Below are 13,299 nucleotides of genomic sequence, written 5' to 3'. Positions count from 1 at the left end.
ACCCATGCTCAACGACCGCGCTTCAGGCCGCCGAGGATGCCGCGCACAAGGGCGCTCCCCAGGCGATTGGCCATGGTGCGCGCCAGCGAGTTCATCGCCGCCTCAGCCGGGCTCTGCCGGGTCGAGGCGCGGCGCGCGGGCGGCCGATCGTCATAGGTGCGTTCGGCGCGCTGGGTCTTGGCCTCCTTGGCCAGCTCATCGTCCTGGCGCTGCTTTTCCTCTGCCAGTTGCTTGTCGCGGGTCTTGCGCGCCAGCACCTCGAACGCCGAGTCGCGGTCGACCACGGTGTCGTATAGCCCCGCCACCGGCGAGTTGGCCATGATGGCGCGCCGCTCCTCGGGCAGGATCGGGCCAACCTGCGCCGATGGCGGCCGGATCAGGGTGCGTCCGACCATCGAGGGAATACCCTTGTCCTCCAGCACCGAAACCAGCGCCTCGCCGGTCGCCAATTGGGTGATGACCTCGGCGGTCGAGAATGCGGGATTGGGGCGGAAAGTATCGGCCGCGACCTTGACCGCCTTCTGCTCACGCGGCGTGTAAGCGCGCAGCGCGTGCTGCACCCGGTTGGAGAGCTGGGCCAGCACGGCCTCGGGAATATCGACCGGGTTCTGGGTGACGAAATAAATTCCGACCCCCTTGGAGCGCACCAGCTTGACCACCTGCTCGACTTTATCGACCAGCGCTTTGGGCGCGTCATCGAACAGCAGATGTGCCTCATCGAAGAAGAACACCAGCTTGGGTTTGTCCAGGTCACCCACTTCGGGCAGAGCCTCGAACAGTTCTGACATCAGCCACAGCAGGAAAGTGGCGTAGAGGCGCGGCGCGCGCATCAGTTCGTCCGCCGCCAGGATCGAGATGAAGCCCTTGCCATCGCGATCGGTGCGCATCAGGTCGGCGATGTCGAGCGCCCGCTCACCAAAGAAGTTTTCCGCGCCCTGCTGTTCCAGCACCAGCAGCGCCCGCTGCACCGAGCCGATCGAGGCGGTGGTGACATTGCCGTAGCGGACCGAAACGTCCTTGGCCCGCTCCTGGATATCCACCAGCAGCGCCCGCAGATCTTTCAGGTCGAGCAGCAGCAGCCCCTCGTCATCGGCTAGCTTGAAGGCGATGTTCAACACCCCTTCCTGGGTGTCGTTGAGCTGCAAAATCCGGCTGAGCAGCAGCGCCCCCATTTCCGAAATGGTGGCACGGATCGGGTGCCCCTGCCGGCCGAACAGGTCCCAGAAAATCACCGGGAATATGTCATCCTTGTAATCGTCGAAACCGATGTCCTGCGCCCGCTGGGTTTGCCAGCCCTGTGCCTTTCCCATCTTGCTGATGCCCGACAGGTCGCCCTTGATATCGGCGGCGAACACCGGAACGCCAGCGGCCGAAAAGCCCTCGGCCAGCACCTGCAGCGTCACCGTCTTGCCAGTGCCGGTCGCGCCGGTGATCAGTCCGTGGCGATTGCCATATTTCAGCGCCAGATATTCCGGCCGCGTGCTTTGTCCGAGATAGATCTTGTCATCAAGCAGCATGGCCGGCGCCCCTATCAAATCGTTCGCATGGCTTATAGCCGTTCGCGATGACGCGGGACAAGGCAGTGTGATGGCGGCGCCCGATAATCCCTCTGCTTTACCATGCCGCCCCCTCACCTCTTCCCTCGCTGCAGACATCGCGGCACACTGCCGCCATGACACATCTGACCCGCCGCCATTTCGTTGCCAGCCTCGGCGCCACCGGGGTTCTCGCACCGGCTCTCGCCCGCGCCAGCGACGCGCTCCATGCCGTCGATTTCGGCGTTGTCCCGGGCATTGCCGATGACCAGAGCAAGTCGCTGCAGGACGCGATCGTGGCCGCCAGCGCTAGCGGGCAAAAGCTGGTCCTGCCGCCCGGCACCATCTTCGTTGCCGATATCGCGTTTGCCAGCCGCGTCGCCATCGAGGGCACACCCGGCTCCACCCAACTCACCGGCTGGAATGGCGGCTCGATCGGCGCGTTCACCAGTGTCAGCGACGCCAAGGTCGCCAATGTGATCTTCGCCGGTAGCGCCGACGACGCGGCGGGTGGCCTGAGCGCCATCCTAGCGGTGGTGAGCAGCCTGTCTGTCAGCTTCACGCAGTGCAGCTTCATCGATAGCCCGACGACCGGCCTCTTCATCACGGATTCGGCCGTCACCATTTCCGACTGCGATTTCCGCGGCCATGGCGACGCCGCCATCCATGCGCTGGACAATCGAGACCTGCTGATAACCGGCAACCGCATCAGCGATTGCGGCAATGCCGGCATCCGCATCTGGCGCAGCGAGGGCGGATCTGACGGCTCGATCATCAGCGAAAACCGCATCTGGAATATCAAGGCCAATGACGGCGGCAACGGTCAAAACGGCAATGGCATCAACGTGTTCAAGGCCGACGACGTCATCGTCAGCGACAATCACATCGCCGATTGCGCCTTCACCGCCGTGCGGCTCAACACCACCAACAATACGCAAGTGAGCGGAAATACCTGCCTCAACTCGGGCGAAGTCGCGATCTTTTCCGAGTTCGCCTTTTCCGGCTCGGTCATTGCCAACAACATCGTTGATGGGGCCGCTGGCGGCATCTCGATGACCAATTACAACGAGGGCGGCCATCTCGCGATCTGCACCGGCAATATCGTGCGCAACATTGCCCCCAGATCACTGGTCAATCCGGACACCACGCCTTTCGGCATTGCCGCTGAGGCCGAAGCCGCAGTCACGGGGAATACCGTCACGCGCGTGCCCGGCCCGGCTTTCGTCGCGGGTTACGGCCCCTATCTCAGCAATGTGCTGATCGCCAGTAATGTCATGTACGACATCCTTATTGGCGTTGCCGTCAGCGTCGCGCCCGGCGCGGGCAATGCCCAAATCGCCAACAACATGATCTTCGATCCCGAACACGCCGTAGTCGGCATGGCCTGGGCCGACATGGTCGAACCCGACCTCATCGCCAACGCCGCCAAATACCCGCAGCTGACGATCGCCAACAACACAGTGGGCGAAGTGCAGGGCGTTTAGCGGGCGACTTGTCGCCGGCTCATGCCGTTGCGAACAAAGGCGCAGCCGCTTCAGCAACTTTCTTGGGCAGCATTTTCAAGTCCGCGATCTCGAACGGCAGATAGGTCAAGTATTGCCCGACGATACCACCAACGATCACCGCCTGATCCGCGTCTCGCCGGCGCTTGATCGGTTCGCGATCAACCCGCTGCGACACCCAGTGTTTATGCGCCGCGAACACGCGTGGATCGGCGGCGACGATCCGCAGCGGAAAGCCACGTTCATCGATGGCGATCGCTTCGAATACGGGCGCATTCTCCAGCCAAACCAAGCCTTCGATCTCCGAAGCGACTATGTCAGCGTCATCGTCCCCTAGCTTCGTCCTGTCCGGCTTCCAGGGTGGATTGCGCATCGGTTTGATCAGATCGACCATATAGCCTTCGGCGTTTTCCGCGCGGAAGGATTGGGCAGTCCGGTGGAAGGTCTTGTCGACGCCTTGGAGCACTGCAAGCAGGGACGGTTCCGAAATATCGTCGGAAATAACGAAGCGCAGTCCCCCGCGGCTGTCGAACAACAGATCGATATCACCGGTGGCGGTGATGCCAGCATCAACAACGACCCCAGCGGCGGCCTCATAGGCATAGATAGCGTTCGTGCCGACGACCCGAATGCCAGCACCCAATACTCCGATGTCATCCAGCGCTCTCATGATCCGGGCGGTTGGCATCGGAACTCGCCCAAGAGCCAGCGCGCGGTTTATTCCCGCCTGTCGGGCCAGCACCGTGTCAATCTCCTTGAAGCGTGCCTTGGCTTCATCGCGACTGTTTTCGTACTCGCGTTTGAGCGTTTCGGTTTGCTCCGACCTCACGCCTAAGCCACGCTGGCGGCGGAGGCCGGATTTGTCATAGTAACTGCGCAGGAGGTAGTCCGACCCTTTTTTGGTTTGCCAGACCATGGACCCGCGTGTTTCCAGCAAGCGACGCCGCGCCGACGTCCAGGCGCTAAAGCGTTGCTGGGTATTGACGAATTCTCGCCGCTGATCGTTGTTGAACTCTTCTATCCCGCGAAGTTCCAACACTTTTCTCTGTTTCCGCGGTTTTCTGTTGGAACAGAATTAGCATAGTCGCTTCGATTGTTCCAACAGTTTTCTAGAAAATCTAAAAAACTGTTGGAACAATCCTGCTTCAAAGCACCAGCCGGGATTCCAATACGCCCACATCCGCCCCGCGCACGCTGCGAATGGTCTGGCTCGCGAACTTGTTCAGCACCGCCCGCTGCGCCTCGTCGGGATCGGCGATGGCCAGCAGCAGGCCGGCCAGCATGGCCTGCGAGGCAGCGGTGTTGCCGTCGTCGCATTTGATGGCATAGCCCCAGCCCTTGTCGCGGATGGCCCCGCATTGCACGCCTTCGGCGCCGATCTTCTGCATCACGCGGCCGCCGAAGGCCTGCATGATCAGGGTGTCGGAATGGCCGGAGCCCGCAACCAGATGCGGATGACTTGTCGCCGCGTCAAACAGGCGCTGGGCGGCATTGGCGTACTCGGCCGGCAGGCCCTTGCCCGTCGCCATGCGCGCAAAGCCATAGGCGAAGGCTCGCAGCGGCGCGGCGTAAGTGGGGATAGAACAGCCGTCGGTGCCGCATTTGCCTTCGGTCAGGTTCTCCCCGATCACGGTTTCGACCGCCGTGCGCACGGCGCGCTGCACCTCATGCTCGCGCCCCACATAGCCGGCGGTGGGCACGCCCATGGCCAGCGCCACGCTCAGCATGCCGGAATGCTTGCCCGAGCAATTGTTGTGCAACGGGCTCGGCTCGCCGCCGCTGGCCCGCAAGGCCTCGCGCGCCACCGCATTGGTGGGCGCATGAGCGCCGCATTCCAGGTCGGCCGCCGACAGGCCCAGCCGGCTTAGCAGGCCAGACGCGACCGCCACATGGACGTCCTGCCCATGATGGGACGAACAGGCCAGCGCCAGTTCCTCGTTGCTATGATGGAACTTGTCCTCGGCGTGACGCGCAAAAATCGGCAACGCCTGCATGGATTTGATCGCCGAGCGCGGAAACACCGCCCGCTCGATATCGCCGGCGGCAGCGATGACGGTGCCGTCCGCATCGACCACCGCGAAGGCGCCGCGGAAGATATTCTCGACCCAGTTGCCGCGCGTCAGCTCGGCCAGAATGGGATTGGCATCCATGATAAAAAACTCCGGTCCAGGCTGTCTTGCGAACAGCACCAGACCGGAAAAGTCAACAAGGCTTGGGAAGAGGCAGGCACGTGGCAGAACCCGTAGGGGTGGAAGTCCATCTACACGGACTGTGCGGATCGTGCGGCGAAGATCGCTTGATCCGGCAGATGGACCACCGCCCCTGCGGCAGCGTGGTCAGATATCCCAGTCGTCGCCGGCCAGGGTGAGGAATTTCGAGTTGACCCAGCCCTTGAGCCCGCCGCGATCGACCAGGCACCAGTCGGCGCTATTGGTAACTTCGACGCAGCGATCGACCCACACATGGGTTTGGGCATCAAACGCGCCGACTTTCTGCGAATAGGCAGCGGGCCATTTGCGCACGTTCAGATGATCCCAGCCGGCGACGCCACTGACTTGGGCCAGCTGATCGACGCCATATCCGGCGGCCATTGCAGGCTGCACGGCGAAAGCGGCGGCGGCGGTGATAACCAGGCCGCAGAGCGTGGCGACCAAAACTTTTTCCTGATGCTTGTTCATTTCATGTCTCCCTCAACGGCGTGGTGGTTTCGATGATTGGAGTTTGCCGCATCCGCCTTGAACCCATGCTGAAATCGATGTTCAGAAAGCGTTCATCCGGGCGGCAAACTCTCCGATTGCCGCCTAGCGCATATCGCGGTCATAGACGTAGAGGACGATGGAGTCATTGCCGCCGAAGCGCAGCGAGACGACGTCATTCTGGTCGAGGCCTTCCTCATCGAGAGCGCTCATCAGCGTGTAGTTGTGGGCGATCGGCCGGCGCAACGTGTTGACATTGCCGTCGATGAACAGCGAACCATAGGAGGCGTCGCTGAGCAGGGAATTCTCGTCGCAGACATGGATGACCATGACGGACTGGCCGTCGATGGCATCGATATCGTCGCGGTGAACGCTGCGAAAATGACCCAGGCTTTCGATGCATTCGGTATGGCTGGTCTGCGACACGGCTGTAGGATGGCGAGGCCGCACGATGGCAGCCGAGCTGGCGATCGTGGTGAAGGCCATGGTAAGGCCAGCGAGAACGGTGATGATGGCGAACTTTTGCATTTGAGGCTCCTCTGGTAGGCAGCGCCCACTTGGAGCAACCGCCGGTTCTGGCGACCGTCCGGCCGCCCTTGATCGCCATAAAGCGCCCAGGGCCTTGAACCCCTTCTGAGGGGCCCGTTCATAGCTCGTTTACCGTGGAGCCGGGTTGGCAGCACTGCTATTCGAGCCTAAGCTGATGCCAAGGCACGCAGCCAAGTGCTTCAAAAAACTGGAGGAAACGATGGCCAAGGTTCTGGTGACGGGCGGCAGCGGCAAGCTTGGACGAGCGGTTCTGCGCGACCTCGTCGCCCATGGCTACGATGTTCTCAACATCGATCAGCAGGCTTTGGCGGAGCCGATCTGCAAAAGCGTGCGCGTCGATCTGACTGATTTTGGCCAGGTTGCCAGCGCCATCCTGGGCGGCGTCGACGAGCGCGGCGGACCGTTCGAGGCAGTGGTGCATCTGGCAGCGATTCCCGCGCCGGGCCTAGCAGCCAATGCCAAGACCTTCGCCAACAATGTGCCGACCACCTACAATGTGTTCGAGGCCAGCCGCCTCGCCGGCATCAAGAACATCGTCTTCGCCTCCAGCGAGACCGTACTCGGCCTACCGTTTGATACGCCGCCGCCCTACGCGCCGGTGGACGAGGAATACTTCCCCCGCCCCGAAAGCGCCTATTCGCTCGGCAAGCTGCTGGACGAAACCATGGCCGCCCAGTTCTGCCGCTGGGACCCGTCATTGCGCATTGTCGGCCTGCGCTTCTCCAATGTGATGAACCCCGAAGACTACGCTGCCTTCCCCAAATTCGACGCCGATCCGCGCGGCCGCAAGTGGAACCTATGGGGCTATATCGATGCCCGCGACGGCGCCCAGGCCGTCCGCCGCTCGATCCAGGCTGATTTCACCGGCTTTGAGGCTTTCATCATCGCCAATGCCGATACGGTGATGAGCCGCTCCAATATGTCGCTGCTGGCCGAAGTGTTTCCCGGCGTGCCGACCAAGGGCAATCTCACGCAGAACGGCACCCTGCTCTCGATCGAAAAAGCCAAGAAAATGCTCGGCTATTCGCCGCAATATAGCTGGCGGAATGAGGTTTAGCGGCCGTCAGTCGACGGCTATATGGCCAATCCCCTTGGCCGCGATTTCCTCGAAACTCTCCTCATATCCCGCGTCCGCGTAGCGCATGACGCCAAGCGCCGTATCGTTGGTGAGCGCCCGTTCTAGCCGTTCATCGGCAGCTTCGGTGCCGTCGGCGACTACGGTAACGCCGGCTGACGTCATGTAGCCCGCATAGCCGCCGCCGCCCGAATGGACCACCACAAGGTCGGCCATCGAAGAGCACAACAACATCGCGTCGAGCAGTGGCCAATCGGCGATGGCGTCGGAGCCGTCTTTCATCCGCTCGGTCATGATATTGGGATGCGCCATGGCGCCGGCATCGAGGTGGTCGCGGCTGAAGGCGACCGGCCCGGCCAGCGTGCCATCCGCCACCATGGCATTAACCGCCCGCGCCAATGCCGTGCGCTCGCCGTGGCCAAGCCAGGCGATGCGGGCCGGCAGGCCCTCGAACGGCACATGCTGCCGCGCCAACGCGATCCAGTTGGTGACAATGTGATTGTCCGGGAACATCTCCAGCAGCTTGTCGTCGATCTTGGCGATGTCCTGCGGATCACCCGACAGCGCCATCCAGCGGAACGGACCGATAGCCTTGGCGAACAGCGGCCGCAGATAGGCCTCGGTGAAAATCTTGATATCAAAGGCGTTTTCGACCCCGCCGGCCTTGGCATGGGTGCGGATCAGATTGCCATTATCGAACACTTCGCTGCCCGCCTGCTGGAAGGCCAGCATGGCGCGGACGTGATCGACGATGGAGGCGCGGCTGGCCGCCATCAACTGGGCGGGGCCCTCCTCGCGCAGGCGCCGGACTTCGGCTAGCGACATGCCCTTGGGCACATAGCCATAGATCAGGTCATGCGCCGAGGTCTGATCGGTGACGATATCGGGCACGATGCCGCGACGGAAAATCTCGGGATAAATCTCGGCGGCATTGCCGACCAACCCGATGGAGGTCGCACGCTTTTCGGCCACCGCCTTATCGATCATCGCCAGAGCCGTATCGAGGTCCGGCGCGATCTCCTCAAGGTAACCGATCTGCTTGCGTTTCTCGGCTCGCTCGGCATCGATATCGACGCAAAGGATCGCCGCCCCCGCCATGCGCCCGGCCAGCGGCTGGGCGCCGCCCATGCCGCCAAGGCCGGCGGTCAGGATGAAACGTCCGGCCAATGAGCCGCCGAAGCGGTTCTCGGCGATGCGCATGAAAATCTCATAGGTGCCCTGAATTACGCCCTGCGACCCGATGTATTGCCAGGCCCCGGCGGTCAGTCCGCCCCAGCAGATCAGGCCTTTTTTCTCCAGTTCGTAGAACACCTCGGCCTTGGCCCACTGCCCGACGATGTTGCAGTTGGCCATAATCACCAGTGGCGCTTTGGCATGGGTCTTGAGCAGGCCGATCGGCTTGCCGGACTGAATGATCAGGGTCTGATCTTCGTCCATGGACAGCAGCGTTTCGACGATGGCCTTGTGGCTGGCCCAATTGCGCGCCGCTTTGCCCAGCGCCGCGTAGACGATGAGTTGGTCCGGGTTCTCGCCAACCGCCAGCACGTTTTCCAGCAGCCGCAGCAATGCTTCCTGCCGCCAGCCCTTGGCGCGCAGTTCGCTGCCGCCGGGGATCGGGAAATTGGGGTGGCGCGGATTGGGTGTGGGCATGTTGAAAACCTCGGTAATTATCGTGTGCCGCCGTCAAAGCTTGGGCGGCAGTGTCCTGACGAACGCCACCGCCGCATCGAGCAGGCGCTTGCGCAAGTCGTCGTCGGCGCAGGTATCGAGACCCGCGCGCACCCAGCCGGGCATGGACTTTTCGGACATGGAGAGCGGTTCGATGTCTTGCTCGTCCAGGGCCCAGGTGTCGTTGCCCTTGCCGAGCCGGACCATTAGACCGACATCGCGGGCGCCGCAGAGCAGGTGGCCGTCCAGCATCCAGGCGAGGCCGCCGAACATGACCTTAGTGGTCAGCCCGGTCAGGCCGCTGAGGTCCTCCCAGACAAGTTCCTCGAGGCCGGCGTCGCGTGCCATGTCAGCGACTGGCCCCATCCAACGCGTATTTTGCCAACTCGATACCCATGGATTTCTCGACATAGGGATAGACGGTTGGATCTAACACGCTGGAACTCAAGGGAATAATGGTCTTGGGCACATGCAGCACGAAGAGGTACATGCCCACCCGCACCTGACCGACAGAGAGCGGTGTGCCGGAGGCGTCGAGGGTGGTGATGACGTCGGGGAAGGTCGCCAGCCGCGTGCCGCCGGCGTCGTCTACAGCCATGTATTCGTTCATCAAATGCAGGGTGGAGGCACTGTCGCCCTCGCCCAGCGTCATGGTGCCAATATCGAAGGCATCCTTGGTGTAGACCACGGCCTTGGCGGTGACCGTACCGCGCGTCAGGATGGTGCCGCCGGTGGTTTTGACGATGGCGTCGATCACCGAGCCGGGTCCTTTGCCTTCGGCGGCGATGATGGCTTCGCCCAAAGTCAATGCCAGGGAGATACCGCCGAGGGCTGCGTGGTCGCGGACATAGCTGGCGCGGACAGGGTTGCGGCAGGAGGCGATGAAGCCACCGGACTGGTCGGCGGCGGTGCGCAGGACTGGCGAAACCTTGGCGGTCGCGCCCTTAACTACCAGTTCTATATAGCGATTTTCGCTGCGGTTGCCGCCGACGGCGGTCTGGATCATCTGGAGCGGGGAGCCGGCCAAGCCGATGGAACCCATGTCGCCGGTGGGGTGGGCGCGCATGTCGCCGACGGCGTCGACGACCTTGGTGCCGAGGGCGGCGGAGGGGAGCCAGCCGTTGAGGGTGGAGGATTTGCCGTTCTGGCCGACCATGAGGCCGCTGAGCTTTTCGCCGAGGGTATCCTGGAGGAGCGAGACGGCCTTGATGTAGTCGACGCCCTGCATTTCCCAGGGGGTGGTGGAGGCCGGGGCGCCGATGGCGGCGGCGGTGGCGACCCAATCGTTGTCGGAAAATTCTGAGATATCAACGAGTTCCGGCTTGCCGATACCGACGGCGGCGTAGCCGAGCATGCGGCCATGATCGGCCCAGCCGCCACCGCCGGCGGCGTAGACGGAGCCGCCCTTGACTGCGGGTTCGACGTCCTTTTCGGTCAGAATACGACCCATGCTATTGATCCTCTTGCAGATTTTTGTCGAGCGCGATGACGGCGTCCAACAGGACGGCGGCGCCTTGGGCGATTGCTTCGGTGGTAGTGAATTCGTCCGGCGAATGGCTGCGGCCATCGCGGCACGGGATGAAGATCATGGCTGCTCGCGTTATTCTCGCCATCCAGGCGGTGTCGTGGCCGGCGCCGGAAGCCATACGACGATGCGTGGCGCCGGCATTATCACAAGCAATATCAAGGACATCGAGCAAGTCTTCGTCGCAGGGCGTGGGCTGGTTGTCGGAGACGATGCGCGGTTCCGAGACAGTGACGCCGGTCTTATCCGCGATGGCGGCGATGCCGCGGCCCAGTTCGTCGATGAAGCGATCCATGTCCGGACGCGATTCGGCGCGGGCGTCGATCAGCATGCGCACTTTGGCGGGAACGACATTGGCGGCATTGGGCTCCATGACGAACTCGCCGACAGTGGCAGCAAAGTGAAACTCGTTTTGGGACAAGGCCTTACCGAGCTCTTCGACACCGAGGGCGATCCAGGCGGCGGTGGTCAGAGCATCCTGGCGCGAGCCCATGGGCGTGGTGCCGGCGTGGTCGGCGCGGCCGGTGACGATGATTTCTATGCGCGTTATCCCCGCGATGGCGGTGACGACGCCGATATCGAGATACTCGTCCTGCAAGACGGGGCCCTGCTCGATGTGGAGTTCGAGGAAGGCTTTGATATCATTGCGGATTGCATCGATGGCGGGGCTGCCACCGACCTGAGCGATGCCGGCTTCGAGGGTCAGATCATCGCCGCCGCGGGCGAGCCATTCGGGGGGACGCGTGCCGGATATCCCCCGGCTGCCGATGCAGGAGACGCCGAAGATGGAGACTTCCTCGGCGAGGAAATCGACGATTTCGAGGGTGTGATCGAGGGTAATGCCTTGATCTTTCAGGGCTCTCGCGACTTCGAGGGCGGCGACGACGCCGGCGATGCCGTCGAAACGGCCGCCGTCGGGGACGGTATCGGAATGGGAGCCGAGCATGATTGTGCCCAGTTCCGGGCGGTTGCCGGGAATGGTAGCGATGAGGTTTCCGGCGGCGTCAATGTGGCTGGAAAATCCAGCATGCTGGATTTCTTGTTGCAGCCAGGCGCGACCTTCGAGGAATTTCGGCGTGAAGGCGCGGCGGGTGTAAGGACGACCCGGTTCGGTGATGGCGGCGAGGGCATCGATATCGGCGGCGATGCGGTCGGGGCGGATGGGGGAATTGGGGATCATGAATGGGGACTCCACTCGGGGTGAGAGTTCCCCCCACCCCTAACCCCTCCCCTCAAGGGGGAGGGGAATCCGATCGAGTGTGATCGATGAGCTGGGCGCATAATCATGCCCGTGCCTCCGGTCGAACGAAGCGACCAGTGCCGGGCTGGCTTAGAACGGTTGCTCCGTCGAAGGCCAATTGGCCGCGCAGATAAGTCAGGCCGACGGTCCAGGGGAGGTTGATGCCATTGTATGGCGACCAGCCGACGACGTTGTTGCCGCTGGCGGCGGCGTCGTAGGTTTTGGGGCGATCGAAGAGGACGGTGATGTCGGCGTCCTTGCCGGCGGTCAGGGCACCCTTGACGTGGTCGAGGCGGAAATGGCGGGCGGGATTCTCGGACATGAGCCTGGCAGCCCAGGTCAGGGGGATGTTGCGCTCCAGCGCGCCCTTGACGAAGAGGGGCACCATGGCTTCGAGGCCGGGGACGCCGGAGGCGTTGGCGAGCATGTCGGGATTGGTCTTGCGGTTTTCTGACCAACTCACGTGGTCGGTGGAGATCAGGGTGACATTGCCGGCGCGGACGTGTTCCCAGAGCTTTTCGACTTCGGCGCGGGGGCGGATCGGGGGATTGATCTTGGCCTTGCCGACGAGGCGGGCGACGTCGTGTTCCTCGTCGAGGACCAGATAGTGGATGCAGCATTCGATAGTCGCGGCAAAACCTTGGTCGCGGTAGCTTTTGGCGATGTCGTAGCCGCGGCCGAGGGAGCAGTGGACGACGTGGGCGGGGCAGCCGGTGGCGGCGCCGGTTTCGTAGATTTGCAGGCTCGCGAGCAGTTCGGTCAGTGGGGGGCGGCTGAGGGCGTGGGCGCGGTAGTCGGTGATGCCGAGCGCCTTGACCTTGGCCATGGCGGCGCGGACGGCCTCGTCATCTTCGTTGTGGACGCCGGCAGTGAGGCCGGTGGGGGCGATGGCGGCGAAGCATTCCTCGAGCAAAGCGGGGGGAATGCGGGGGAAGCGGATCGGGTCGGTGCCGAAAGTGGAGAATTTGAAGGCGGCGACGCCAGCTTCAACCTGTTCGAGAATGCGGGCGGCGCCCTCCTCCGGGTTGACGGTGCCGTAGAGGGCGAAATCGACGCGGGCCTGTGGTGAGGCGTGGGCGACCTTAATGCGGACGGCTTCGGCGGAGGCGACCAAGTTGCCCTCGTCATAGGGCATGTCGACGATGGTGGTGACGCCACCGGCGGCGGCGGAGCGGGTGGACCAGATGAAATCTTCCTGGTTTTTCTGGCTGAGCGAATGAGTTTGGGCGTCGATGGCGCCGGGGAGGATCAGGGCATTGCCGAGCAGGTGGCGTTCATGGGCGGACGGGGGCGTGCCCTCGCCCACGTGGGTGACCTTGCCGTCGCGGACGGCGACGTAGCCGTTTTCGATAATGGTGGTGGGCAGCACGATGGTGCCGGAAAGGACGAGGTCGAAATCGGACATTAGTAGGCTCCCAGTTGGGCCAATTGCATCGTGGCTCCCATCACCCCCTCCCAGCCTCCCCCATCAAGGGGGAGGTGTCTGCCGGCGGGTTGAACTGGATCAAG

General features: G+C 63.0%; 12 protein-coding genes. 2 read left to right on the top strand and 10 right to left on the bottom strand.

What is annotated here, in order from left to right:
• Nucleotides 1-8: 8 nt before the first annotated feature.
• Entirely contained in the window at nucleotides 9-1,517 is a 1,509-nt protein-coding gene (locus JWP26_RS16290) for a helicase HerA-like domain-containing protein (RefSeq protein WP_299730015.1), read from the bottom strand.
• Between the two features lie 155 nt (nucleotides 1,518-1,672).
• Here JWP26_RS16290 and JWP26_RS16285 point away from each other — a divergent pair, with 155 nt between their 5' ends.
• Nucleotides 1,673-3,019 (top strand): TIGR03808 family TAT-translocated repetitive protein, encoded by a 1,347-nt coding sequence (locus tag JWP26_RS16285; RefSeq protein ID WP_299730012.1) that lies wholly within the window; start codon nucleotides 1,673-1,675, stop codon nucleotides 3,017-3,019.
• Nucleotides 3,020-3,038: 19 nt separating this feature from the next.
• Here JWP26_RS16285 and JWP26_RS16280 read toward each other — a convergent pair whose 3' ends face one another.
• From JWP26_RS16280 to JWP26_RS16265, 4 genes are all read right to left on the bottom strand, one after another.
• A complete protein-coding gene (locus JWP26_RS16280) occupies nucleotides 3,039-4,073 on the bottom strand; it encodes a nucleotidyltransferase domain-containing protein (RefSeq protein WP_299730009.1) in 1,035 nt (344 codons plus the stop codon).
• Nucleotides 4,074-4,182: 109 nt separating this feature from the next.
• On the bottom strand, nucleotides 4,183-5,187 hold the full coding sequence (locus tag JWP26_RS16275) for an asparaginase (RefSeq protein WP_299730006.1): 1,005 nt from the start codon (nucleotides 5,185-5,187) through the stop codon (nucleotides 4,183-4,185).
• A 186-nt stretch (nucleotides 5,188-5,373) separates the two neighbouring features.
• Complete coding sequence (locus tag JWP26_RS16270; RefSeq protein ID WP_299730003.1) at nucleotides 5,374-5,715, bottom strand: SH3 domain-containing protein; 342 nt, start codon at nucleotides 5,713-5,715, stop codon at nucleotides 5,374-5,376.
• Nucleotides 5,716-5,838: 123 nt separating this feature from the next.
• A complete protein-coding gene (locus JWP26_RS16265; protein ID WP_299730000.1) occupies nucleotides 5,839-6,261 on the bottom strand; it encodes a hypothetical protein in 423 nt (140 codons plus the stop codon).
• Nucleotides 6,262-6,481: 220 nt separating this feature from the next.
• On the opposite strand from JWP26_RS16265, the gene JWP26_RS16260 reads away from it, so the two are divergent.
• The gene (locus JWP26_RS16260; RefSeq protein WP_299729997.1) at nucleotides 6,482-7,339 is read left to right on the top strand and encodes an NAD(P)-dependent oxidoreductase; all 858 of its coding nucleotides are present in this window, start codon (nucleotides 6,482-6,484) and stop codon (nucleotides 7,337-7,339) included.
• Nucleotides 7,340-7,345: 6 nt separating this feature from the next.
• Here JWP26_RS16260 and JWP26_RS16255 read toward each other — a convergent pair whose 3' ends face one another.
• The 5 genes from JWP26_RS16255 to JWP26_RS16235 all read right to left on the bottom strand — a co-directional run bounded on the left by JWP26_RS16255 (nucleotide 7,346) and on the right by JWP26_RS16235 (nucleotide 13,195).
• A complete protein-coding gene (locus tag JWP26_RS16255) occupies nucleotides 7,346-9,007 on the bottom strand; it encodes a urocanate hydratase (RefSeq protein ID WP_299729994.1) in 1,662 nt (553 codons plus the stop codon).
• Between the two features lie 33 nt (nucleotides 9,008-9,040).
• On the bottom strand, nucleotides 9,041-9,373 hold the full coding sequence (locus JWP26_RS16250; RefSeq protein WP_299729991.1) for a TfoX/Sxy family protein: 333 nt from the start codon (nucleotides 9,371-9,373) through the stop codon (nucleotides 9,041-9,043).
• Between the two features lies 1 nt (nucleotide 9,374).
• A complete protein-coding gene (locus tag JWP26_RS16245; RefSeq protein ID WP_299729988.1) occupies nucleotides 9,375-10,475 on the bottom strand; it encodes a DUF917 domain-containing protein in 1,101 nt (366 codons plus the stop codon).
• 1 nt (nucleotide 10,476) lies between these two features.
• Nucleotides 10,477-11,730, bottom strand: coding sequence for a Zn-dependent hydrolase (locus tag JWP26_RS16240; RefSeq protein ID WP_299729985.1), 1,254 nt, complete (start codon nucleotides 11,728-11,730; stop codon nucleotides 10,477-10,479).
• A 103-nt stretch (nucleotides 11,731-11,833) separates the two neighbouring features.
• Nucleotides 11,834-13,195 (bottom strand): amidohydrolase family protein, encoded by a 1,362-nt coding sequence (locus JWP26_RS16235; RefSeq protein ID WP_299729982.1) that lies wholly within the window; start codon nucleotides 13,193-13,195, stop codon nucleotides 11,834-11,836.
• Nucleotides 13,196-13,299: the final 104 nt, after the last annotated feature.

The organism is Devosia sp., assembly GCF_028290435.1.
GTDB lineage: Bacteria > Pseudomonadota > Alphaproteobacteria > Rhizobiales > Devosiaceae > Devosia.
Note: the sequence above shows the minus strand (reverse complement) of the source record. Positions and strands in the feature narration are given on the sequence as shown.

Excerpts from the sequence above, each read along its gene's own strand:
- JWP26_RS16290 (WP_299730015.1), bottom strand. The coding sequence starts at position 1,517 with ATGCTGCTTGATGACAAGATCTATCTCGGACAAAGCACGCGGCCGGAA.
- JWP26_RS16285 (WP_299730012.1), top strand. The coding sequence starts at position 1,673 with ATGACACATCTGACCCGCCGCCATTTCGTTGCCAGCCTCGGCGCCACC.
- JWP26_RS16275 (WP_299730006.1), bottom strand. The coding sequence starts at position 5,187 with ATGGATGCCAATCCCATTCTGGCCGAGCTGACGCGCGGCAACTGGGTC.
- JWP26_RS16270 (WP_299730003.1), bottom strand. The coding sequence starts at position 5,715 with ATGAACAAGCATCAGGAAAAAGTTTTGGTCGCCACGCTCTGCGGCCTG.
- JWP26_RS16265 (WP_299730000.1), bottom strand. The coding sequence starts at position 6,261 with ATGCAAAAGTTCGCCATCATCACCGTTCTCGCTGGCCTTACCATGGCC.
- JWP26_RS16260 (WP_299729997.1), top strand. The coding sequence starts at position 6,482 with ATGGCCAAGGTTCTGGTGACGGGCGGCAGCGGCAAGCTTGGACGAGCG.
- JWP26_RS16255 (WP_299729994.1), bottom strand. The coding sequence starts at position 9,007 with ATGCCCACACCCAATCCGCGCCACCCCAATTTCCCGATCCCCGGCGGC.
- JWP26_RS16250 (WP_299729991.1), bottom strand. The coding sequence starts at position 9,373 with ATGGCACGCGACGCCGGCCTCGAGGAACTTGTCTGGGAGGACCTCAGC.
- JWP26_RS16245 (WP_299729988.1), bottom strand. The coding sequence starts at position 10,475 with ATGGGTCGTATTCTGACCGAAAAGGACGTCGAACCCGCAGTCAAGGGC.
- JWP26_RS16240 (WP_299729985.1), bottom strand. The coding sequence starts at position 11,730 with ATGATCCCCAATTCCCCCATCCGCCCCGACCGCATCGCCGCCGATATC.
- JWP26_RS16235 (WP_299729982.1), bottom strand. The coding sequence starts at position 13,195 with ATGTCCGATTTCGACCTCGTCCTTTCCGGCACCATCGTGCTGCCCACC.